Origin of the sequence: Thermoleptolyngbya sp. PKUAC-SCTB121 (assembly GCF_016919485.1) — a bacterium.
GTDB lineage: Bacteria > Cyanobacteriota > Cyanobacteriia > Elainellales > Elainellaceae > Thermoleptolyngbya > Thermoleptolyngbya sichuanensis.
In genome coordinates this window covers 3,643,876-3,668,129 of sequence record NZ_CP070366.1, presented here as the reverse complement: position 1 = coordinate 3,668,129, position 24,254 = coordinate 3,643,876, and the positions used below count along the sequence as shown (strand labels likewise).

Here is a 24,254-nt window from a genome sequence, read left to right as displayed (position 1 = left end):
TTCAGTTGCCGGGCGTAATCCTCGGATTTTGAGTAACCTGGAATGAGCTAACTCCATTCGTCAACTGTTCCATATCACAACCTTTCAGCGACTAACAGAGTACGTATGAGCAACACCAGTAATTTTCGAGATGCCATTCGCAAGGCCCAGACTCATGCCCTGGTTGGCCCTAATGTGATTCGCAATGCCCTGCCCTACGTCGGGGGTGGGCTGGTGCTGACGGCCCTGGGAACCTACGGGGGGCTGGGCGTAATGCAAAACAGTCCTGCGCTGTTCATGCCGACTTTCATCGCGGCGCTGATTGCCCAGTTGGTTCTCTTCTTTGTGGCGCGGGGTGTCGCAGAAAAAGGCAACAACGGTGTGGCGCTGCCCCTTCTAGCGACCTATAGCCTGCTGACGGGCTACACGCTGACTGGGCTGATTGCGGTTGCCCTGGGAACCTCTGGGGTCGGTGTTGCAGGGATTGGGCTGGCTGCCCTGGGCTGTGGCGCGACGTTCATTGTGGCACGGCAGATCGGCTCTAACCTGTCGGATCAGGACGGCCTGGCGCTCACTAGAACTGTCCAGCTTGGCATGATTGCCCTGTTGGTCGTCCTGGTTGGGCAATTGCTGCTGGCTCTGTTCGGAGTGTATACGCCTACTTTTTTGGAAATTGGTATTTCTGCCTTTGGCGTGTTTCTATTTGCCGGGGCGGCGGTGGTAGATTTCTACATTCTTCCCCGCATGTATCGCGATGACCAATATCTGCCTGCGGCGCTGTCGATGTATTTGACTTACATCAATTTGTTTGTCTTTATTCTGCGCCTGCTGATTGCGTTCAATCGAGATTAAGGTCTAGGAAGGTAAAGGCTTGACTCTGCATGACGCAATCCATGACGCAAGCGTTGTGCAGAGCAAGCCTTTTTGGTAGGCGCACGCAGTCGGCCTGCACTTTATAACAATTGGATAACAATTGGGCAAATGCAGGTTTGATGGGCAATGCCATTGCAAGCTCCGCCCTTTGCTGTGGCACAGAGCGAACCGATAGGCTACCCCAATGCTGTTCATCACAATCTGGCGGGCGATCGCCGATGAATCCTTACGCCGACAAATCCTTACTTTATCGGAGCATCCCTCAGGAGAATGTCAGACTGCGGATTTGCAGGCACTTGTAAAGCAGGATGTTCCGTATCTGGCGTGGCGACTTTGCATTGACCGAACAGACAATCTGCCAGTCCTGGGTCTAGGCAAAACCCAAAATTGCAGATATTTGCGGCGACACCAGAACAGTCGTAGAAATTGCAGGATTGTACAGCAGAAACGGTTGGTTCCAGCAGGGCAGTGAGAGCCACACCCAAAGCCCCAATTCCAATGATCTGCCCAGCGACTTGACTCAGTTGTGCAGCGGTTGAAGGTTGCATAGAAGTATCCGTCAATCAACATCAAAGGAGTTGAGCAAAGGAGCCAAACCGGGTCAACTCAGATTCTTAGCAGGGAATCACCAGCAAAGATAGCCAGCGAGATCTGGATGATCCCGTCCAGCACTGAGCTAACCTGGTTTTGTCGTGTTTTGTCGTGAGAGTTTCAGGAACTGGGCAAGGCTTGGGTCTGGTAGCCTGGAACTTCGCACGTCTCAAGTGGAATGAGAGATAAGATAGCGAGGAGTTTCTGCGAACTGATTTCTCGCTAAACTGATTCCTCGCCAACTATTAGTGGCAGACGTTCAGTGGCAGACGTTTATCTTCTACAGACGTTTATCTACAGACGTTTATCTACGTCTACCTCGTTTATCTATAAGCTGCTTATCAGCAAACGTTCATCTACAGACTTCAACCTTACTGCAAATTCTACTGGGAAGTCAGTAAACTTTTTGTCAGGGGTTCTGGGAAATTCCGTAAAATTCCCATCAAGAAAATTGAGACTCTGCCCCCTGTGCAGCTATCTGCCCGCGCCAAGGGCGATCGCCCCCAATCCCAAACACGACACCAGCGTTGTGAACAGTGCCCGATAGACCCAGCGCACGGATTCTGCACAGTGCTGCTGCAAAAGCGGCTGGATGCGGTAGAAGGCGATCGCCCCCAGGGCTGTGCCCACCAGCCCGACCAGCGCAGCGGCGATCGCACGAGTTGAGGCTCCCTGAAAGACGAGCAGCGGCCCAAACAGCAGCACCCAACTCAGCACAATGTGTCGCACCACCTGCCACTGATGGCGACGGCTCCAGTAGCCGACAGGCGACAGGCCTGCCACACAAATCACCGCCAGATTCACCGCAAAGGCAAGCGTATAGGGGTAAATCAGTTGCGGCCGGTCAAAGGTCTGCGCCAGAAATAGCCACACCAGCCCCGCCGCCGCCACACTCAGCACGGCGTAGACATTGTGAATGCGCGTCCAGGCGTTTGAATCGTTCTCCGTGGGCTGCCAGATCATGACGGCTTTTTCGGCGGGGCTGAGGGGCTGTTGTGCGGTGGGGCGGTAGATCAGCAGGGGATAACACAGCACCAGCGTCAGTGGAGCCAGCAGCCAGGGCCAGCCGCCAACCGACCAGCAAAAATAGCCCACCAGCGCCGCTCCTAGCAGCGCCCCGTCGTTGAGTGTCGTGTGGCTGCGCCATAGCCAGAGAAATCCGATCAGTGCGCCCAACACAGCCAGTCGCGCTACCAAGGCGGGCGTATCCATTGCCAGGTGGGTTTGCAACAGCAAAAAGCTGCCCAGCGGAATGAACAGATTGTCGAGTCCCTGCCAGGCGATCGCCTCGATCAGCATCACCAGTAGCCCCAAGATTGTGGCAATCAGCAGCGATTCGGGTCGCCCCGCCTCGCTAAACAGCAGCAGCGGCACATGCACACTAAAAAACGTTGCCATGAAGAAGCTGAGCGATCCTTCGGTGCTTTTGTAGCCCTCGGTGGCAACGTAGCGCATTTGCCCGTAGCGCGTGCCCACCAGCGCCGCCGCCGCATCCGCCAGCGCCAAAATTAAAATCGGAATGACATAGAGCAACGGCTGCCCCGGCGTGAGGGCAAACAAGATCACCACCGACAGCGGAAAATAGACCTCGCCGAGCGATCGCCGCCCTACGCCCCCCAGCACCGACCCCAACCCCTGCGCCAGCGGGCGATAGAGCCGCAAGGTCATCAGCCAGGCGATCGCCAGTCCGCCCAGCACCGCCACCTGCCAGACCGACTCAAAGAGCCAAGGAAACGTCAGCGTCACCATCCCCATCGGAATGTGCAGCAGCTTCCGCACCAGTTCTGGATTGGGCCGCGCCGTCTGCTGCCAGTGCCGCAGCGCCAGCATCAGCCCACCGAGAATGAGTAAAATCAGGGGGATATTGAGCCAGGAGTTCATGCAGAGGAAGGCAGTTTCAGGGACTTGCCTCGATCATCGCATTTCTCTAGGATGACTGGGAAATGGCATCACTGTCCGAGTGGGCTTGCGGCTGCTGGACGGCTCTGTCGGCGAGGAATTTGGATAATAAACTCTGTGCCTTCATTCAGCTTGGAGCAGCACAAAAGCTGACCATGATGCTGGTCGGCGACAATCTGGTAGCTAATTGATAGTCCTAACCCCACGCCCTGGCCAACGGGCTTGGTCGTAAAGAACGGGTTAAACAACCGGGGGCGATCGCCCTCTGCTATCCCGATGCCATTGTCAATCACATGGATTGCTACTGAATCGCCCGTTTGACGGGTTTTTAGCGTGATTTTTGGCGCTGGCTTCGGCTCCGCTGCCTGGCGATATCGCTCCTGCACCGCATCAATGGCGTTGGCCAGCAGGTTCATAAACACTTGATTTAACTTACCCGGATAACATTCGACCAAGGGCAGCGGCTCAAAATCTTTGACAATTTCAATTTCGGGCAGGTCGCCACAGGCCTTGAGCCGATGTTGCAGAATCATCAGGGTGCTTTCTAAGCCCTCATGCAGGTCTGCATCTTTAAAGTCTGCTTCGTCGAGGCGTGAAAAAGTGCGGAGCGATCGCACAATATCGCTAATCCGCTTGGTGCCCATCTGCATAGATTGCAGCACCTTGGCTACATCCTGCTGCAAAAACTCCAGATCGATCTCCTCCAGCAGCGCCTGAATGCCAGGAGTTGGGATGGGATAAGCGTCCTGATAGGCGGCAATGACCCGCAGAAGTTCCTGGACATAGGTCTGGGTGTAGTTCACGTTGCCATGCACAAAACCCACGGGATTGTTAATCTCGTGAGCAATCCCTGCGACCAACGTTCCCAGCGCCGACATCTTTTCAGCTTCAATCAGCTGAACCTGCGCCTGCTGCAACTGTGAGAGGGTTTGCTCCAGTTCTTCCCCGCGCCGCGCCAAAGAAGACCTCGATGCCTCCAGTTCTGCAATCACATTCCGCATGAGGTTTTCAGAGCGATCCATATTGGCTTCAAGGATTTGGCGATCGCGCTCTGAGCGTTCCAGTTTCTTGCGAAGAATCCGGTTCTCCTTCTCTAGCGCCGCCAGCCGTTGCGCTGGAGTCGGTTCGGAACTCTCCTGACATTCAACAGACCGCAGGGGCGTGGCACTGATGCAATTCTGAGCCGATGCAACAGAGGGAACAGCAACAAGCTTTTGGGCTATATCCATCTAAGCGGTTCCTAGCAGCAGGGTAACGAACGTGGAGTGATGCGCCCGGGATGTCGTGTTTGGAGTCAGTGGAGCGATCTCGCCGTAGGTATAGAACCCGGCAGTGGCTGGCATCTGTGGCAGCGCTTCTTGAACCAGCTTGTATTCTTGCTGGGTCCGCAGGCCCAAGAGCGTATGACGTACACAGCAGGAAAACAAAAGCACGGCCTCGATGCGCTGTCCTGGATAGCTGGCCAAAGCCGCCTGCATAGAAGTGCGTGCGCCTCCGATAATTTCATCCCGGCTGCTTCGGGCAATTTGCACCTGGGCGTTTTGGGGCCAGAGGGGAATAGCCTGAATACTGCCTGTCTCTGAATCAAAGCCGATGGAAGCTCGAAGATAATAGCCATCTGCGCCCTCTTCCCAAACGGCCAGGGGAAACTCGGTCGAGGGCAACAAATCGTTCATGTAGCGCTGATAAAACTCTAGCGCTGGCCGATGGTCAATTTCCTGGAGGAGATGCCCATCAGCGCGGGTGATGGTTCCTCTTTCGCCCGTGGGTGTCCAGCCGTGGGCCACGCCATGACCCAGCTTCAGGTCTCCAAAAAACAGCAGGATGGGAATCGCATCCGTCAACACTTCGGAGCCGTAGAACTGATAGGTTTTTTGAAACTGGCTTTGGTCGCCTGCAAAGCCGCCGAAGAGAGGAACCGAGTCGCCCAGCGCTTTTTGCAAATGAGCAACAACCAGGGGACTATCGTAGGTTAGGCTTTCAGGAAACGTGAGGCAGAGGGACGGAACCGCCTCGGCAGGGAGGTTCAGTCCGCTGCGGGCCTGGGCGATCGCCCGCTGAATGGCCGCTTCGGGATCTTGCGAGAGGTCGTAACCCACACCTGCACCAATGGCGAGAGTATCCGAGGCGATCGCCATCAGCACCACTGAGTCTTGCTGAAACGCTAGCTCAGACGACAGTTCACCATCGGTGGTGCAGCCGACGACGACCATCTCTGGAAAAGACGTACTCAGGGTTTCCAGAATCAGGCTGTGGTCAAAATCGAGCGCTGCAAACAGGATGCCGACCTGGGGCGATCGCCCCTGAAGCTTTGTCTGACACTGCTCAATCACGTCCTTTGCAGCCGCATACGCGTCCGGATCGTCGCTATGGCCAATGGCAACCGTTAACACCGCATTCTCCTTTGAAACTGACCAGCATTGCAGGCCGCACAAACCCTATGCTGCCGGGAATCAGCCGGGAGCGCTATCCCCAGTGATGCAGCAGTAAGGGCATCAGCCCGTGTAACTATTCAGATTATGAGTTTTGGCAAACGCTGATGACATCGGCAACAGGTCAGCCAGTTGGCGGAACTCCAAACAACTTAGGCAATTCCTTAAAAAACGCAGATTTGCATGAGTTTTTAACAGGTTTTTCGCGACAACTGCCTCTTACATGGTTTAGCCTGTGCAAGGAAGATTCCGTGCCTAACTCGTGCCTAACTCGTGCCTAACTCGTGCCTAACTGTTGCATCAGCGAGGTGAGCTATGAAACAACCCAACCTCACGGCAGCCCTGCTGCTGACGTGGCTCCTGGGCGGACAGATGCCAGGACTTGCGCTTGTGCCTGCAATTACGGGGCGATCGCCCGAACTGGTCGCCGCTCCCCGCGTGGCCCGCTCGCCAGCAGAGCCAACGCTGGCAGATGCCGAACGGCTGTATGAGGAGGTGAATCGACTCTATGCCCAGGGGCGCTATGAGGCGGCGCTGGATCGAGCTGAACAGGCGCTGCGGGTGTTGGAACGGGCGCTGCCATCGACCAATCCCAATATTCCCCACGGATTTAACCAGGTGGCGATGCTGCTGAGCCTGCTGGAGCGCCATGAAGAAGCCGAAAGCTATCACACCATTGCTCGCTTAATGACTCGCGGGGGCAAGGGCACGCCGATTGCGCCCGCTGCGATCGCCCAATTGACCCAGACTTTTCCCCAAAGCGTGGTTGGGCAACTCGATGCCCGCAGCTTGCAGGCAAATCGTCACGGCTATCTGGAAGTGTTTGAGCCTGTGCTGTCCAGCGTGCCGCTCTCCCAATTGCCCCGGATGCCGCTGACGGGGGGCTATTTCAACCTCCACCAGTTTGATAGCGTGGCGGGACAGACGGTGAACCTGGCGGTCACGAGTGAGGATCTCGATGACTTAATCATTTTTGTGTTTAGCCGCCAGCAGGGGTTTATCGCCGCCGCCAGCGGTCGAGCAACTCAGATAGCGCTATCGCTCGAAGACGCGGGCCCTTATCAGGTGATGGTGGGGTCTCGGACGGCGGGCCGCACGGGGCGCTATCGCCTGTGGTGGGGCAACGCCAGCGGCCGCGCAGCTACAAGCGCCCTCACCTATCGGGGAGAACACAATCGAGTTCCCAGGGGCGAAGAATATTCATTAGATAGCCTCTATACCCTGGCAGCCCCAAGGCTAGAGGAGCAGATTGCGCGGTTGCGGGCTGAGAAGGGCGATCGCCACCCTGAGGTGGCCGAACCTCTCATCTCCCTGGCTACAAGTTATACCCTCCTGGGCCGCTGGGCCGACGCGGGCAGTGCCTATGCAGAAGTCCTAGAGATTCTGCGGGCCCAGCCTCACCCCAATCCCCAGCACCTAGCCCAAGCGCTCGACGGCATGGCTTCGATGGCTTACCAGCAGGGGGATTTGGAACGAGCCGCAGCCCTCTATCAAGAGGCGCTTTCCTTGGAACGGGCCAGGCTGGGGCGGACTGCACTGCTGAATGGGGAGGAAGGCTTTGTAGCGCAGCGGGCGATCGCCGCGAGCTTACTGTCTCTGATTCAGGTCTACCAGGCTCAACAGCGATACGACGAAGCAGAACCGCTGCTCATCGAGATGATTGACCTCGCCAGACGCTTCAGCCAACCGTCAGAACGGGCCATTTTCCTAGAGGCAGCGTCCACCCTCTATCGCACCCAGGGCCGCAATGCCGAGGCAGACGCTTTGGCTTTAGAAGCCTTTGAAGGCCAGCCGGCCGCGCCCAAAGAGCGTTCTCCCCGCGATCCAAACCAGCTCAATGGTCGAGCGCTGACATACCATAGCCAAGGGCGCTACGACGAGGCCGAGCGCCTCTACCGTCAGGCCCTGGCCGCATCGGAGGCTTGGTATAGCCGCGATTTGCAAGCCTTCCGAGCGCCCATTTTTTACAACCTTGCGGGTCTATACCAGGCCCAGGGAAAAATCCCGGCTGCGCTGGAGGTTTTGCAAGCGGGCATCGCCCTAGAGCAGCAAGAGTTTGATCGCCGCCTGGCCACGCTGAACGAAGTTGGACGACAGCGCTATGCAGCCTCGGTAGCCAACACACTGAACCACGCAATTTCGCTGCATTTAAACACTGCGCCAGACGATCTGGATGCGGCTCAACTGGCGGCGACGATGCTGCTACGTCGCAAGGGGCGGGTGCTGGAGGCAGGCATCACCACCCTAGCGCTGCTGGAGCAGGCCCCCAACCCAGAAGATGAGCGGCTGCTGGCCGAGCTGGATCGGCGGCGGCGACAGGTCGCAGAAATCACCTTTGCAGAACAGGGGTCTTCCCTGCAAGCGCAAGCCCAACTGAGGACGCTGCGGAGCCAAATCGATGAGATCGAAGCGGTGCTAGCCCGTCGCAGCGCGGCCCTGGCTGGGGATGCGCCGCTGGTGAACCTGGCAGACATTCAGGCCCGCCTGCCGACCGATGGCGCGTTGGTGGAGTATGTGCGCTACCGACCCTTTGACCCCCGCAATCCCCTGGGGCAAAAGCCAGCTAGCAACCTAAGTGACTGGAGCGACAGAGGGTTTGGTGACCCCCGCTATGCGGCCTACGTGCTGCTGCCGTCTGGGGAGGTGCGCTGGGCCGACTTGGGGGATGCAGCCGCCATTGAGGGGCAAATTCAGAGATTTCTGGAGTTTTTGCGCTGTGGCGAACGGCGGGCCACGCCCTGCTACGAGCCTGAACAGTTGCAGCCCGTTGCCCAGGCGCTTTACCAGATGGTGTTTGCGCCCGTTCAGCCCCACTTGGGCAACGCCGGCTATGTGCTGCTCTCTCCCGACGGACATCTGAATCTGGTGCCCTTTGCGGCGCTGGCGGACGGGCAAAATCGCTACTTGATTGAAACCTACACCCTGACCTACCTCACCAGCGGGCGCGACCTGCTGCGGCAAAAGCATACGGCTCCCCCACAGCAGCCCCCGGTGGTGTTGGCGAATCCAGACTTCGACACAGCCGATGCCCAGGGCGTGATTCAGGTGGCCTCTGCCAGTCGTGGAGGAGCGCGATCGCCCGATATGGGCAGCCTGCGGTTTGGGCCGCTGGCGGGTAGCGCCCTGGAAGTGGCAGCGATTCGTCCCTGGCTGGGGCAAAAGGCGGTGGTGCTGACCGAAGCTAGAGCCACAGAAAACGCCCTCAAGCAGGTGCAGGGGCCGAGCGTTTTGCACCTGGCCACTCACGGCTTCTTTTTGCCGGATGTCCCCATTTCCCCACCAGAAGCAGGGGTTGGAGCCTTTCCCCAGAGCGCCAATCGGGTCGAAAATCCGCTGCTGCGGTCGGGGCTGGCGCTGGCGGGCTTTAACCAGCGGGAGAGCGATGGCGAAGATGGCGTACTCACAGCCCTGGAGGTGGCCAGTCTGAACCTGCGAGGGACGCGCCTGGTAGTGCTGAGTGCCTGCGAAACCGGATTGGGGGATGTGGCTGATGGCGAAGGGGTTTACGGGTTGCGCCGAGCGTTTGTGCTGGCGGGGGCCGAAAGCCTGCTGATGAGCCTGTGGCAGGTGAGCGATCGCCGCACGGCTGACCTCATGCAGCAATACTATGAACGCCTGGCGCAAGGAACCGGGCGCAGCGAGGCCCTGCGTCAGGTGCAGCTCGCGGCGCTGCAAAACCCAGCCCATCGCCATCCCTACTTTTGGGCCGCCTTTTTCCTCTCAGGACAGTGGACCCCGATGGAGTCGCTCTGAACATTGAATAGGTGTTGAGTCCAGGGAACTACTGTTCCAAAGATTCGGGCTGATCTCCCCCTTAGGTCTCTACTGTGTACACACATCTTGATGGTTTGCGTCATGCGCTGCAAGACCCCCCTAAATCCCCCTTGGTAAGGGGGACTTTCGGAGTGGCTCGGTTCCCCCCTTATTTTGCAAGACCCCCCTAAATCCCCCTTGGTAAGGGGGACTTTCGGAGTGGCTCGGTTCCCCCCTTATTTAAGGAGGGTTAGGGGGGATCACAGCATCGCTACTCAGGCATAGAAGACTTGTATGTACACCGCAGCCTAGCCCCCTTTGAGGAGGAAGTTAGGGCGAAAGTCCACTGTTTTAGTTTTCAAGCAGACGGATGGGATCTGAGGGGCTGGATTTCTGAGAACAAAGCCCACGCGCAGGGTCACGCTATGGTTTAGGCGGGGTCGCCTCTTTGATTGAAATGCTGCTGTTGATTCGGTCATAGGATTCATGGATAACGTTTTTCGCTATTGGCAACTGGTGCGATTGACTAGCACCGGCCAGTCCCAACCGATAGAACTGCCTACCGTGAAGACCTGGCTAGAGGACACCTATGCTGATGCATTGCTCGATTTGGAGGGGGCAGACCGCAGGCTGCAACAGGCGTTGTGGGGCGTATGGCAGGGGCAAGACAGCGGTCACGACCTGGCCCAGATGAGCCTGCGCTGCTGGATTTCCCACCAGATTCGCAATACCTGCGTCAGTTTGGCCCAGCGCTATGGCGATCGCCACGGGCTAGAAGCAGCCGATCTGTTTCCGCTGGTGCTGGATGACAATGGCCACGCCAAACCCACCTATCGCCCCCTCAGCCTGGAGATTCTCACCAGCTTTGACCCCGCCAAAGCCAGCCTGGGCACTTGGTGCAACTTGCTAACCAAGAGCCACCCAGCCCTGACGCGCCTGCTGCTGGAAAAGGGCATCTACCTGGCTAGCGACTGGGCCATTCTGAATGACAGCGAGGGGGAGCGGGTGCGGCGAATTTTGAGGGAGTATCACCTCTGGAGTGACTTTGAAATTGACCAGGCCGTAGAACTTCTGGCTCGCTATCAGGCGGTGTATCAGCGCGATCGCCTCCGCCAGCGACAGGCTGGACAAACCGGGCGCTGCCCCGAACCGACCCCCGCCCAACTCCAGGAAATGATGCCGTCCCTTAGCCCCAAAGCGGTCAAGGCCCAGCTCAAACACCTGGCCAGCCAACTGCGCCAGTACCGCATCCACGCCCGCAGCGGCAACCCCCAAATCTACCAGCCCCAGGACGACGGCGAGCTAGAGCGCCTGGGCGGATCTCAGACCCGTTTTGAGGCCGAAGACGACTCCAACACATTTCTCCGCCGCTATCGTCAGGCCCTCGACCAGTTGCTTGGGCAGACCATTGCGGAGGCGATCGCCGCCAACGTGTCTCGGTTGAGCCGCCGCACCCCGCCCCAGGATGGGCCCTATGTCCAGGGGCTACACCTGCGCCTCTGCGAGGGAGTTTCCATGACCCAAATTGCGCCCCGCATCGGGCTGACCTCTCAAGTGCAGGTCACACGCCTGCTGAATCTGAAGCGGCTGCGGGCGGACGTGCGCCATATCCTGATTCCCCAACTCACCGCAGCGGTGCGGCAGGAAGCAGCAGAGTTGGTATCTGCCGATCGCCTCCGAACCCTCGATGCCACCCTAGAAACCCTCCTGTCTGAGCAGGTAGACACCCTGATGGCAGATGCGGCCGCCGAGGCCCAGTCCCCCAAACCCCGCAAGGTCAAGAGTCGATTTGCCGCTCGCCTCTGCGCCAAAATCCACACCTTTCTGACAGGTCAAACCCCATGAACCCACGGATAATAGCCTCTATTCCCTTTGTCTCCATTCCCTTTGTCTCTATTCCCTCTCTGAGCCTGCACCCCATGCGCCATTCCACCGAACTCTCAGACTATGCGTTTGAACCGCTGCAACCGACAACGGTGGTGCTGCCCCCTGCTGCGGTGGACTGGGCAGTGCAGATTTGCCAGCAAGTGTCCCCAGAGCAGCAGTGGATGACGTTTTTGCGGGCGCTGGCGCTGCGGGGGGTGCAGCAGTGGTTGGAGGACGGCGCTTCAGGCTTGACGCTGACCTACGACCCAGCCCAGCCGCCGGGTTCGGAGGTGCAGGGAACGGTCAACGGGTTTCGCCTCTGCATTGTGCCCCAGGGAACCCTCAGCGATGGCCAGGTGCCTCTTCCACAACGCACTCTAGAAGATGCCCACACCTTTGCTCATCTATATCTGCTGGTGGAGGTGCGCGAAGAGGCCGACCAGGTGACGATTCTGGGTGGTCTGCGGCGCGATCGCCTGCTGGCCCAGCAAGACTTGCTCCTTCGACACCCCAACGGCACATCCCTCATTCCCGTAGCCTGCTTCGACACGGCTCCTGAGGAAATTCTGCTCTATCTCAACTGCCTCAGCCCCGCCCAGTTGGAAACAGGGGGTCAACTGCCCCAAGCCGCTTCCCCAACCCAGGAGGCGATTAATGTATGGCGCTGGCTGGGCGATCGCCTCGATACGCTAGCCAACACCGTGACCAGTACCCTGACCTGGGCGCTGCTGCCGCCGCTGGTGATGTCCCCCGCGCTGCGGTCGAGCCACGGCCCGGCGGAAACCCTGGCCACCGTGCTGCGTCAGCTAGAACCGGCTGGGGTGGTGATTCCCCCCACGGCCAGGGGAGCCTATACAGATTTGCAACGGGCGGGCGTGCCCCTGCGCCTTTGTGCCCTCACCTGGACGCATCTGGAAGGGCCCCAGCCGGAATGGTGTTTGCTGTTGGTGCTGGGGCCGACCCCCGGTGAGCAGATCTTGCCGGGGACGCGCCTGGTGGTGCGCGATGCCGAAACGATCCTGGCCGATAGCACCCTCTCTCCGGGTTCAGGCGCAAACCACCTCTATGCCCAGGTCTTTGGCACCTGGGAGGAAGCCTTCAGGGTTTCCGTTACCCTGCCGGATGGGGCGACCCTGAGCTGGCCGCCCTTTGTGTTTCATCCCGAAGCATGAGGGGGCAGCAATGGTCTATCGCCTCACCGTCCACAAAATCGACCAAAGCTGTCTGTTTGACCTGTCTTGGGGCGAGGGGCAGCGGCTCACCGCCAGTGTGGTCTTGCCAGAGGGGCTGCTGTCGCTCTATGCAGCTTGGCAGCGGGCCTACCTGGGCTATTACAAGCAGGCATTGCGGGGGCGGGCAGGGGGCGCAGGGCAGGTGGTCGCCCCCGCGATCGACTGGCATAGCCAACTGGTGCAGGCAGAGGCGGGGCTGTTGTCGGAGTTTCACACCTGGCTGAAACAGGGCGATCTCTACGATTTGCGCCAAGAAGTCGTGGCGGCGGCCCAGGCTCAAGGGGTTGCGGAACTGTTTCTCACCTGCACGCCGCTGGATCTGGCTCGACTGCCTTGGGAAACCTGGGAACTGGGTGCGCCAGTGCAAATCGTGCGATCGCCCGCCACGATCCGAGCCACCACAGCCCACCGACCCACTGGCCGACGCAGCAAGGCCAGGGTGCTGGCAATTTTGGGCGACGAAACAGGGCTGAACTTTAGCGGCGAACGACAGACCCTCAATGCCCAGCGGCGACTCCTGGAGGTTCAATACCTGGGCTGGCAACCGGGAGAAGACCCCATTGCCTTGAAGCAGCGAGTGTGTGAGGCGATCGCCGATCCGCTGGGGTGGGACGTGCTGTTTTTTGCGGGCCACAGCAATGAGGCGGCCCTGGTGGGCGGACAAGTGGCGATCGCCCCCCAAACCACCCTCACCCTCAAAGACCTGACTCCCTATTTGCAAACCGCCCAGCAGCGGGGACTCCAGTTTGCCCTCTTCAACTCGTGCAGCGGCCTCGACATCGCCCAGGGGCTCATTAACCTCGGCCTCAGCCAGGTCGCCATCATGCGAGAGCCGATTCATAACGAAGTCGCCCAGGCGTTTTTGGTGCAACTGCTGCAACGGCTAACCCAGGGGCACAACGTGCAGGAGGCGCTGCACGGAGCCTGTCAGAGTCTCCGAGCCGAGCAAAGCCTCACCTATCCCTCGGCCTACCTGGTGCCGTCGCTGTTTCGCCACCCGACCTCCGTGCCCTATCGCCTGGAACCCCAGGGCTGGCGATCGCGGCTGCGGCGCTGGCGGCCCACCGGGCGCGAAGCCCGGATCGTCGCGGCCCTGGCGCTGGTGAGCCTGATCCCAACGCTGCCGCCGACGGAATTTCCAGTTTCGCCCCAGGCCTGGCTGCTGGATCGGCGGGTGCTGGCCCAGGCCGTTTATCGGGACCTCACTGGGCAACTGGGAGACGACGACCCATCCGCCGTGGTGCTGGTGCAGATCGATGGCGAAAGCTTCCGCCAGTGGGATATTTCCACCTACCACCCAATCAACCGGGCGATGGTGGCTGATATTGTCGCCGCGCTGGCCGATCGAGGTGCGGCCGTCGTGGGCATCGACTACCTGCTCGATTTGGCTCAGCCGGAGCAGGATGAGCAACTGAACAGGGTTCTGACCGAGGCGATCGCCCAGCAGCAAACCTGGTTTGTGTTTGGCACGGTGCGACAGAACGGCCGCTGGCTGCCGCCCCATCCCAATGTCATCGATTCAGACCGCGTTCTGTTGGGAGATGCCTGGTTGCCCTGGCGACGGGTGCAGCCCTACCGCCCCCACAGCGATCGCCCCGGCCCGTTTAGCCACCAGCTTGTTGTGGCCCAACGGCTCCGTCAACGGCGACGCACAGGGACGCTCTTCGGGCCACAGCCCACGCTCCAGGGGCCGCCCCTAGCTGAGCAGGTTCGCCGCTACCCGCAAACCCACGAGCTGGATCTGTCCCCACGGGCTACGCTGCACCCGATCACCGAGTTGTCCTACGATGCCTGGCAGCACTGGCTCCAGCCGATTCTTGATTTGTCTCTGCCGCCAGAGCGGGCGTTTACTGCCATCCCTGCCTGGTCGCTGCGTCAGGATGCAGCAGCGTCGCCCGACTTTAAGGACGCGATTGTGATCGTGGCCGCAGGGGGCTACGAAGCGGCCGGGCTGGCCCCCGATGGAGCCGACAACCTGGTGCCGCCGCCCGCCCTGCGCTATTGGCGCGATCGCACGCTGCACCCCGCCACCCACTTCACAGGTGGCGAAGCTCACGCCTACATGACCCACCACCACCTCGCCCATCGGCTGGTCGTCCCCATCCCCGATCTGTGGATGATTCTGCTGGCGGCGGTGGGCGGCAAGGCTCTAAGTCTGTATTTGGGCGATCGCCCCTACCCACGTCGCCTGGTTGCAGCAGGGCTGGTGGCTGCGACCGCTGGATATGGGCTGCTGTCTCTGCAACTCTACATCAGCGCCGGGGTGCTGCTGCCCTGGCTACTGCCATCCCTGGCGGTGTGGTGTTATAGTTTACCCAGACTACGGGAGAATACGGATGAACCTCGTTAAAACCCCAGCAATCCCCCTAAGCCTGTGGGTCGGTCTGTGGGTGGGACTATCCGCTCTGTCCCCATCCATCGCCCTAGCAAACCCCACCGACCCCTCCCAAGCAGACTCTCAAGGCGCTGGTTCCTGGCGGCGCTTTGTGGAATTTTTTCAGCGCGAGCGAGAAGATCGCAGCCGGGGCGAGCCGGGGCTATCCCGCGGCCCCGATGTCCCCCCCGACGACTCCTTTTGCATTGTCACCCCTGGACGGCGCGAAGTGGTCTGGCACCAGCAGCCGATGTTTGTCATGCAGGGGCAGGTGAATCGAATGCACCTGCGGCCCGCCTGGAAAGACCTGACCCAGCCCGCGCCCGCCACGCTGGGAACCGATTCGGCAACCCCCAACGCTGATGGCTTCGTGACGACTCGCTTTGGCAATCTGGCGCTGGAACCTGGCGCTGAGTACGAGTGGCTCTTCTACGACACGCCCGCCGATGACCTGCTCTACCGTTTGCCCTTCTCCATCATGGCAGCCGGAAAAGAGCGGGATCAAATTGCCGCTGATCTGGCCCAGATGGAAACGGAGTTGGCGCAGCAGGGAGCCAATCGGGAGGCGATCGCCCAGGCCAAGGCCGCCTATTTCCTGGAAAAAGACATGCCCGCCGATGCGCTGCATGTCCTCTTTGCAGTTGCCAATCCCACGCCAGATTGGGTTGCCCTCCAGTCCGAGGCGATCGCGGCGATTTGCAGTTTTCCCCTGGGGCTATAGGCACCACCGGGTGAATCAGTTGCTATTTGCCAGAACTAGAAAGAGCCAGTGTTAACTTGTTAACTAATTTTTCCAACCTGACAATGGCTCGACAACCGATTCCTACAACCCCGTCCTCCATCATGGGGCGATCGCTACTGGTTGCCTGTGCTGCCCTATCTGTCCTGGGTGCCGCTAGGGAAAGTGCGATCGCCTCCAGCAGCTCGCAAGCCGATGCCCTGCGCGGCTTCTCGCAAATGCCTGTGCGAGTTATGAAACTCTGTCATTTGGGCAGTCGTGAAGAGCAACTGCAAGCGGCGGTGGTGCAATACCTCAATCGCCATGACGTTCCGGCTGTCTCTAACCCACGCGGACAACCTGTGGCTACCCCGCGATACGTAATCGCCATTGAATGTACCGACGATGGTGGGGCGATTAGTGTCAGAGGCCGTGTGTTTCACAACGTCCAACTCAATGGCCGCACCATTGAAGCCGATATCTACAGCAGGGGGGGAGGATATGGATCTCTAGGTTATCGGGTCAGTTACGCTCAGGCCGAACGAGATCTGCTGACAGGTCTGCTAGACACATTCATCCGGGATTGGCGATCGACCCGGTAAAGCATTACAGACTGAGGAATTGCGCCCCGTTGCGTTCGTTTCTGCGAACTACCTCGCCTTTCCCCTGTGATGGACACGTTCTTCCTCGTTAGCACGACCGGCCTTCAAAAAGTGGTCATCGCAAATTGGCTGAATAAGTGCGTCCCATCCAGAACTATGACCCGGCAACTGCAATTCAACCCGTTTATGAGGACTTGCCCCATGCAGATTTCTCGCGCTCATCGGTGCGCCCTTGCGCTAGGCTTACCTGGCTTGGCTCTCACCTCACTACTGGGAAGCGCACCCAGCCTCGCCGCTGCCCAACCCTCAAGCGCAGCCCACGTCGCCGCAGGCAATCCGGCAATCGTAACGAACCCGTTGGAAGCCCCGCAAGCGCTCAATACCACTCATCTACCTGTTCAAAATTTTCAGGAGAATCCAGTTTCTACTCACTATCTCCTGTCTCAAACTCCCCGTGAAGTCAATCGCATTAGATTGCAGCAGCAGGCTGAAGCCTACAGACGACGGGCAGAGGAACGCAGGCGACGGGCTGAACAGCAGCGGCAACAGGCCCAGGAACGCAGACAGCGGTATGAAGAACGCCAACAGCGCATCGCTGAACAACATCGGCTAGAAGCAGAGCGGCGGCGGCGATATTTTGAAAGTCTTTCTCCAGAACAGCAGCAGGCCTATTTAGCCCAACAGAGAGCTTTGAGACAGCAAGCGGATCAGGCTGCTGCCCTCTTCTGGATATGGATACTTTCAAATAGCTTGAGTTCAGGCGGGTCTGGCTCTGCTCCGTCACGTAGTCCTGACTACTATGTGGTTCCAGACAATCGGCCCGCTCCTCAGCCCGCTCCTGCGCCAGTTGCTCCCATCAGCCCCTTCTATGGCGATCGCCACTGGTAGCCCTCAATACGCCCCAGTCTCATAGCACTGGGGCGCTCCACTCAATTCCATAGCGCTGAATAAGTCCAGACCACAGAGAACTAAAAACTTGCAATTAGCCCCCACTTTAGAACTTGACTTTAAAACTTGAAGGAAGCCTCCCATGCCATACCCCATCGCTCGTTACCTTATTCGCGCTAGTCATACTCGCAAACTGCAACTCCCCAGCCTGATTCTCGCTTCACTCCTCAGCGCTTCTCCCAGCCTTGCCGCAACTCAAGTCCGTGGAGTCACCATCCCTGGCGAATCTAGCCCAGTGTTGACGGCTAACATTTTCCGGCGCATTCGTGAAACCGTTCGAGATGTTACAGATACGATCAATACAATTGACTCATCCTTCCCGCGAAGCAACAGGGGCGATCGCAGCAACCCATCTCCCCAAGCCCAGCCTGCCCCGCAGCCCCAGTCCGCCCCACCCAGCGCGAACTCTGCCCCTTCTGCGCCTCCCGCGTCTCGCCCTGCTCCGGCTTCGAGCGATATCCAGGTGGTTCATCGAGATAATGCACCCAGTCGCTGTCAAGCTCAAGGCAATACCCTGCTCAGATGTGAAGCCTTTCAAATCGCAAGGGTTCACTCTGAAGGCGCTCTGGTCTTTAGCTACTACTTTAATGGCAGTCCCTTTTCGTTTGTCACTGATGCCGCTTCTGAATTTCGCTTGGATCATGCCTCAAGCTATCGTGTTGTGGGGCTGATGTATGGTGGCGAAACAAGAGAGATACGTGGCTCCTGCGGTGTCACTCTCATCGGTGGTCAATATCGAGGAGCCATCTGCCAAGCCGAGAACGGTATAGAGTTTACGTATCTCAACCGCAATTAATCGCCCTTATTCGCCGCCAGGAAACGCTCTATGCCACCCATTTTTAAGTGCTTGAAACTCTGGGGCGGTTCAATCGCTGCTGCTCTCAGGCTGCTCGTTGGCATCGGTCTGTCTTTGGCTCTGTGCCCCAGCCCCGCGTGGGCCAACGGCGGCAGCGCCCTGCTGTGGACAGGTCTGATTCACTTGGTGGTCGGCAACCTGGTGATTGCTTATCTAGAAGCGGGGCTACTCTCCTGGTGGTTTGGCACTCCCAGGGGGCGATCGCTCTGGGTGCTGCTGGCTGCGAACTACGCCTCGGCCTGGGCGGGGGCGCTGCTGCTGGCAAATCGCCTGTCGCAGTATCCTGGACTGACGATTGCGAATGTGCAGGTCTGGCTGGCGATCGCCTCCTTACTCGCTTTCTTACTCACTCTGGTCATCGAGTATCCCTTCTTCTGGCTCCTGCTGCGGCAGCGCAAGCGGCCTATCCAGACAGCGCTCAAGGCGACCCTGCTAATCCACGGCCTCAGCTACCTACTCCTGTTTGGCTGGTACAGCTTCAACAGCCAGACCAGCCTAATCAGCCAAACACGAGTCGTTCCCGTAGCCCAACTCCCGCCCAGCCCCGCCTACACCCTGCACTACCTCAGTCCCGATGGCGCTCAGGCGCTAAGACTGACCTCAGGCGAAACAGAACCCATCGCCATCGATCGCGCTGCCTTTGATGCCCTCAGCCCCGAACCCCAATCCCGCTTTGGCCCCGTGCCCAAACTCGCTGCACACACGGACTGGGATTACTACACCCACGTCTTTTCGGCAGGTGGTCTGCTCGGTATCAACCGCGCCACCCAAGCACGCCAGCACTTTGCCCTAGAAACCCCCTTTGCGGTTTGGGCAATCAGCCACGCCACCCACCTGCCGGACGATTGGCTGGTCTTTCAGCTTGACCGCGACCAAATCTGCCTGCTGCACCCTGCCAGCCAGCGCATTGCCCTGATCGCCCGTGGCAAAGACCCTGTGGTGACGCTCTCTGACCCTGCTGAATCGGTTAACCGCCCCTAGAACTAAGTCTGGAAAAAGCTCCTATCCCACACCTAGTCTGCGTCAAAATCTTGCTCCCTGCCCACGATATTCTTGCCCACAGTATCCAGTGGATGCCGACTATGTTCCTCACAATTCAGAAAACGATGATGAAGTCTGCCTTGGTTTGGTCTGTTTTGCTGGGAGTCTCGGCGGTGCTGTCAGAGCCTTTGCGGGCGATCGCCCAAACTTCCCCATTGCTTATCGCTCAAAGCGCAGGTCGTCAGCCCATCGACTTTGCCGCCAACGCTGATTTGTGCAGCGGGCAGGTGGTCAACAATGGGCAAATCTGCGTAACCAACCTGCCTACCAGCCAGCGTCCTGGACAACGGTTAGCCATGATGGGCTACATTTACACCGACCCCAACATTTTCACGCGCACCGTGACGACCATCCGAGTTGTCGAGATGGAATCCAACCCAGCAAACCTGGTCTACTCCGTCTTTGTGGACGACAGAACCCTGCCAAACCAGTTCAACCCCGACGGGTTTGACCGCCCTCTCCTATTTTTCGGTATCCGCAATGATGGGTCAGTCGCCATCAACCTCGACTACGGGGAGTATCCTCCCCAGTTCGATAAACGAGAAGAAGCCAATCGTCTGCTAAACCTGCACCAACCCGCGATCCAGCAGTTAATCAGCGCCCTAATCCAAACCCGATAACTTAACCTCCAGAGCAGCCCCTTGTGCCGATCCAAAACACCCCAGCGAGTTTGCCCAGTCCAATCTCTGGGTTTCTTGTCCAGTGTGTTTTAACCGGAAGCAGTACTATACTCTTCCGATCAAACTTTGAGGCATCTGGAGCATCTGGCGGCGAGGCGGCCGTCATTCAGCATCCACAAGCTCAGAAGCGCTAGCCCCCTGCACAGAGCCGCAGTGGATAAGCAGCGCCCCAATCAGAATCGCTGAGGATACTTACAGAGTTTAACGGCTTCAGGCAGGAATGCTAGATATCCCCACCTGAAGCCGTTTCACTTTATTCTCAGACCGCATTCTCAGGCCGTCTTGGGTGTTCAACCCCGTTCGAGATTGCCCTGTAGACAAATCGCCTGAACCTGGAATCACTCAACGATGCCCCTGCCTTGAGATCGCTTCACCAACGGTTGTACCCCGCCTATGCCAGGTCGAAGCGATCCAGATTCATCACCTTATTCCACGCGGCTACAAAGTCGCGCACGAATCGCGGCTGCGAGTCTGCACAGGCATAGACTTCTGCCAGGGCGCGGAGCTGCGAGTTGGAGCCGAAAATCAGATCGACGCGGGTTCCCGTCCACTTGAGTTCGCCCGTTTTGCGATCGCGCCCTTCAAATAAGTTTTGAGCATCGGAGACGTCCCTCCACGTCGTCCCCAGATCCAGCAGATTCACAAAGAAATCATTGGTCAGCGTCTCGCGCCGCCGGGTAAAGACCCCGTGCTGAGTGCCCCCAAAGTTTGCCCCCAATACCCGCAGTCCCCCCACTAGGACGGTCATCTCAGGGGCGCTGAGGGTCAACAACTGCGACCGATCCACCAGCAGTTCCTCGGCCGACAGGGTGTGATCCCCTTTGAGGTAGTTACGAAATCCATCTGCCGTTGGCTCCAGGGGGGCAAAGGCTTCCACATCGGTCTGCTCTTGGGTTGCATCGGTGCGTCCCGGCTGGAAGGGAACGGTGATATCATACCCGGCATTTTTGGCCGCCTGCTCGACTGCGGCACAGCCCCCCAAAACGATCAGATCCGCAATGGAAACCTGCTTGCCGCCCGCCTGGGAGCGATTGAACTCCTGCTGGATGCCCTCCAGGGTTTGCAGCACGGCGGCCAGTTGGGCGGGCTGGTTGACTTCCCAATCTTTTTGGGGGGCCAGGCGAATCCGCGCCCCGTTTGCTCCGCCGCGCATGTCGGAGCCACGGAAGGTGGATGCCGAAGCCCAAGCGGTTGTGACCAGTTGCGATACCGACAATCCCGAAGCCAGAATTCTAGCCTTGAGTGCAGCGATATCTTGCTGATCAATCAAGTCGTAGGTAGCGGGGGGAATCGGGTCTTGCCAGAGGAACTCTTCGGCGGGAACTTCCGGGCCTAGGTAGCGCGATCGCGGCCCCATATCGCGGTGGGTCAGCTTAAACCAGGCCTTGGCAAAGGCCATTTCCAACTCTTCGGGATGGGCCAGGAAGCGCCGCGCGATCGGCTCATAGATCGGGTCCATCTTCATCGCCATGTCCGCCGTGGTCATAATGGGGGCGTGGCGCTTGGAGGGGTCGTGGGCATCGGGCACCGTCCCTGCGCCTGCTCCGTCTTTCGGGGTCCACTGATGCGCCCCTGCCGGACTTTTCACCAGTTCCCACTCATAGCCAAACAAATTTTCCAGATAGTTGTTGTCCCATTTCACCGGGTTGGTCGTCCAGGCCCCTTCGATGCCGCTTGTAATCGTGTGGGCACCCATACCCGTGCCAAAGCTGTTTTTCCAGCCAAATCCCTGCTCTTCGATGCTGGCTCCTTCCGGTTCCGGCCCCACCAGCGTCGCACTCGCTGCCCCGTGGCATTTGCCGAAAGTATGGCCACCCACCGTCAGGGCCACGGTTTCTTCATCGTTCATGGCCATCCGCCCAAAGGTTTCGCGGATGTCTCGCCCCGCAGCCACGGGATCGGGATTGCCGTTCGGCCCCTCTGGGTTCACGTAGATCAGGCCCATCTGCACAGCGGCCAGGGGATTCTCCAGTTCGCGATCGCCCGTATAGCGCTTATCCCCCAGCCATTCGCCCTCAGACCCCCAGTAAATATCTTCCTCCGGTTCCCAGATGTCGGCCCGTCCGCCTGCAAAGCCCAGCGTTTTGAAGCCCATCGATTCCAGGGCGCAGTTGCCCGCTAGGATCATCAGGTCAGCCCAGGAGATTTTCTCGCCATATTTCTGCTTGATGGGCCAGAGCAACATCCGGGCTTTGTCGAGGTTGGCGTTGTCGGGCCAGCTATTGAGGGGTGCAAACCGCTGGCTCCCAGTGCCCCCGCCGCCGCGACCATCGCCGATGCGATAGGTTCCCGCACTGTGCCAGGCCATGCGAATGAGTAGGGGGCCATAGTGACCATAGTCAGCGGGCCACCAGTCTTGGGAAGTGGTCATCAGCTCAAAGAGGTCGGCTTTTAGGGCAGCATAGTCTAGGCTTTTGAACGCCTCAGCGTAGTTAAAGGCTTCACCCATCGGGTTTGACTTGGGAGAGTGCTGATGGAGGATGCTCAGGTTCAACTGATTCGGCCACCAGTCTCGGTTCGACGTGCCATGGCCCGCCGTGAACTTCTGAACTCCGCCCATAAACGGGCATTTGCTTTCGCTGCTCATTCGTGACTCCTACTTGTGCATTGTTCAATATCTAAACTCGAAGTCAATTAAACGCTTCCTGACTGCGAGATTGATGAGTAAAGACGGCCTCTTAGATGAGTAAAGAGGTCGCCTTGGAACAGTTACTCGTCCTCACACCTCCGCCTGGGTCTGCCCAATCTGCCAAGCATGATATAGTTGTGCCCAGTCGCTCAATGACTTTCAATGACTGACTTTCAACGACTTTCAACAACTTTTAACAGCCAGGACTTACGCACTTGCGATACGCTCTTTGAGTTTTGGAGAATTTTTCGTGGGCTGCGCCCGTGAGAAATTGTCCAATTGATCCAACTGCGTAAGTTCTAACAACTTTCAAACAACTTTCAAACAACTTTCAACACGTTATCAAGTCATACTCGTCATGAGTTTGACTTAGGGAAGAGTGTACAGTGAATTCCTTTCAAACGGTTAGACTGCATACAAAACGTTACGGTAAACCCGCAGCCTCAACGGGCGTGCTGCTCAGTCATGAAGCCGCTGTTCGTATTCGTATGGATGCTGATGGCGTGCTATGGCGTGCTATGGCGTGTTATGGCGTGCTTTCCGACAGGAGAGAATCTAGGCGGGTGGCGTAACCCGTTAATTCTACATAGCCCTCTCCCCGAATCGGCTGGTCTTGCCGCGTGCCCTCAAAGGCAGTTGCCCCTTCCCAATAGGTGGCTGTGGAGGTGTTGAGTTCTTGGTCGGCGAGGCGCGATCGCCCTTCTAGCACCAGATCCAGTCGGGGAATGCGAATTTGCCACTGGGCAGGATAAACCGCTTTGCTGCGGGGGCTTGTCCAGGTTTTGAGGACGCGGATTGTCCAGTCGTCGTGATTCAGATGGGTCGTCTCGCCGGAGGCCGAGATAAACGTACCCGCCGACGTGATTTCGGGCGTACCGTCTTCATGGCGCAACTGGTAGAGCATCAGGGCTGCTCCGTCCTCCAATTGAATCGAGAACCAGTCCCAGCCGACCGTGCCTGCGGTCAACGCGCTGGTGGAGAACTCGTGATCCTTCCAGGTTTTGCCCTGTACCGAAAAGGATTGGCCCTGAATCGTGACGGTTCCGCTGGTAGGCTGCTGCACCAGAGAATAGTAGTAGGACGCATTCCCTGGCTCCAATCCCTTGACGCTCAGGCCGCGATCGCCCTGCAACACGGGCGGACGAGTTTGCTGAACCGTGAGGTCGATGGCGACCCCCTCGGACTGGGCCTGAAGCCGCACGCGGCCCGGCTCCAGTTCCGTAGCCGACCAATCGTTCAGCCAGACGCGGTAGGGCAGGGCCTCGGCTCCCGCCAGCCCAATGGCGTTGCGGCTAAATCGCTCGTCTACATAAAAGCCGCTGCCCGCAATATCGCTGACGGTGAAATGGGCGGAATAAATTTGATTTGTGCGCCAGCGGGATGGCGTAGAGGCTGCTGCCACCGTTGCCGCCGTTGGCGAAATCGCCTGCCGGAAAAAGGTCAACTGAAAGCCAAACGGTCGCCCCTCCTCGGTTTCCAGGTTGCCCGTGTAGTACCACCATTCCGTTTGGTAGTCATTGTGCGGGCCAAAGTCTTCGGGAAAGTGCCAATCTCGAAGGGCGATCGCCTTGCGGTATTCTCCACTGGCTGCGGGTAGCGGTTGCCAGGTGACGGCATTGGCGGCGATCGCCGAATCCGCAGCCCCCAGGAATACACCCAGGAATATGCTCAGGAACGTAACTAGGAACACGCCGCAGAACCCCAGCAGTACGCAAAGTCGAATCAAGCGCGATCGCATTTCACCTCTCCCCTACCCATTCTTCCGAACCCCACGCCGCATC

At 58.6% G+C, this 24,254-nt stretch carries 16 protein-coding genes; 11 read left to right on the top strand and 5 right to left on the bottom strand.

Features of this window, described 5'->3' with window-relative positions:
* Window positions 1–105 precede the first annotated feature (105 nt).
* The gene (locus tag JTM80_RS15015) at window positions 106–831 is read left to right on the top strand and encodes a Bax inhibitor-1 family protein (RefSeq protein ID WP_205369722.1); all 726 of its coding nucleotides are present in this window, start codon (window positions 106–108) and stop codon (window positions 829–831) included.
* A 1,086-nt stretch (window positions 832–1,917) separates the two neighbouring features.
* Here JTM80_RS15015 and JTM80_RS15010 read toward each other — a convergent pair.
* The 3 genes from JTM80_RS15010 to JTM80_RS15000 all read right to left on the bottom strand — a co-directional run bounded on the left by JTM80_RS15010 (window position 1,918) and on the right by JTM80_RS15000 (window position 5,735).
* Entirely contained in the window at window positions 1,918–3,324 is a 1,407-nt protein-coding gene (locus JTM80_RS15010) for a diacylglycerol/polyprenol kinase family protein (RefSeq protein ID WP_172357019.1), read from the bottom strand.
* Window positions 3,325–3,392: 68 nt separating this feature from the next.
* A complete protein-coding gene (locus JTM80_RS15005; protein WP_172357021.1) occupies window positions 3,393–4,571 on the bottom strand; it encodes a sensor histidine kinase in 1,179 nt (392 codons plus the stop codon).
* A complete protein-coding gene (locus JTM80_RS15000; RefSeq protein ID WP_172357023.1) occupies window positions 4,572–5,735 on the bottom strand; it encodes an FIST signal transduction protein in 1,164 nt (387 codons plus the stop codon).
* A gap of 354 nt (window positions 5,736–6,089) precedes the next feature.
* Between JTM80_RS15000 and JTM80_RS14995 the strand changes: the two genes are divergently transcribed.
* The 10 genes from JTM80_RS14995 to JTM80_RS14950 all read left to right on the top strand — a co-directional run bounded on the left by JTM80_RS14995 (window position 6,090) and on the right by JTM80_RS14950 (window position 19,784).
* The gene (locus tag JTM80_RS14995; protein WP_172357025.1) at window positions 6,090–9,527 is read left to right on the top strand and encodes a CHAT domain-containing protein; all 3,438 of its coding nucleotides are present in this window, start codon (window positions 6,090–6,092) and stop codon (window positions 9,525–9,527) included.
* A gap of 486 nt (window positions 9,528–10,013) precedes the next feature.
* Window positions 10,014–11,372 (top strand): hypothetical protein, encoded by a 1,359-nt coding sequence (locus JTM80_RS14990; RefSeq protein WP_205369721.1) that lies wholly within the window; start codon window positions 10,014–10,016, stop codon window positions 11,370–11,372.
* Window positions 11,369–12,565 (top strand): DUF1822 family protein, encoded by a 1,197-nt coding sequence (locus JTM80_RS14985; protein ID WP_225906642.1) that lies wholly within the window; start codon window positions 11,369–11,371, stop codon window positions 12,563–12,565. The genes JTM80_RS14990 and JTM80_RS14985 overlap by 4 nt, the downstream gene beginning before the upstream one ends.
* 10 nt (window positions 12,566–12,575) lie before the next feature.
* The gene (locus JTM80_RS14980) at window positions 12,576–14,975 is read left to right on the top strand and encodes a CHASE2 domain-containing protein (RefSeq protein ID WP_205369720.1); all 2,400 of its coding nucleotides are present in this window, start codon (window positions 12,576–12,578) and stop codon (window positions 14,973–14,975) included.
* Complete coding sequence (locus tag JTM80_RS14975; protein WP_172357028.1) at window positions 14,962–15,720, top strand: hypothetical protein; 759 nt, start codon at window positions 14,962–14,964, stop codon at window positions 15,718–15,720. The genes JTM80_RS14980 and JTM80_RS14975 overlap by 14 nt, the downstream gene beginning before the upstream one ends.
* An 83-nt stretch (window positions 15,721–15,803) precedes the next feature.
* Window positions 15,804–16,319: a hypothetical protein gene (locus JTM80_RS14970; protein WP_172357030.1), complete on the top strand. Its 516-nt coding sequence runs from the start codon at window positions 15,804–15,806 to the stop codon at window positions 16,317–16,319.
* 201 nt (window positions 16,320–16,520) lie between these two features.
* Window positions 16,521–17,207 (top strand): hypothetical protein, encoded by a 687-nt coding sequence (locus tag JTM80_RS14965; protein ID WP_172357032.1) that lies wholly within the window; start codon window positions 16,521–16,523, stop codon window positions 17,205–17,207.
* Between the two features lie 142 nt (window positions 17,208–17,349).
* On the top strand, window positions 17,350–18,063 hold the full coding sequence (locus tag JTM80_RS14960; protein ID WP_172357034.1) for a hypothetical protein: 714 nt from the start codon (window positions 17,350–17,352) through the stop codon (window positions 18,061–18,063).
* A 30-nt stretch (window positions 18,064–18,093) separates the two neighbouring features.
* Window positions 18,094–19,104 carry a hypothetical protein gene (locus JTM80_RS14955; protein WP_172357036.1) on the top strand — a complete coding sequence of 337 codons (1,011 nt, stop codon included), beginning with the start codon at window positions 18,094–18,096 and terminating at the stop codon, window positions 19,102–19,104.
* Between the two features lie 140 nt (window positions 19,105–19,244).
* Window positions 19,245–19,784: a hypothetical protein gene (locus JTM80_RS14950; RefSeq protein ID WP_172357038.1), complete on the top strand. Its 540-nt coding sequence runs from the start codon at window positions 19,245–19,247 to the stop codon at window positions 19,782–19,784.
* Window positions 19,785–20,235: 451 nt separating this feature from the next.
* Here the strand turns inward: JTM80_RS14950 and katG are convergent, their stop codons facing one another.
* Both katG and JTM80_RS14940 read right to left on the bottom strand, forming a co-directional pair.
* Window positions 20,236–22,431: a catalase/peroxidase HPI gene (gene katG, locus JTM80_RS14945; protein ID WP_205369718.1), complete on the bottom strand. Its 2,196-nt coding sequence runs from the start codon at window positions 22,429–22,431 to the stop codon at window positions 20,236–20,238.
* A 568-nt stretch (window positions 22,432–22,999) separates the two neighbouring features.
* On the bottom strand, window positions 23,000–24,211 hold the full coding sequence (locus JTM80_RS14940) for a lipocalin-like domain-containing protein (RefSeq protein ID WP_172357042.1): 1,212 nt from the start codon (window positions 24,209–24,211) through the stop codon (window positions 23,000–23,002).
* Window positions 24,212–24,254: the final 43 nt, after the last annotated feature.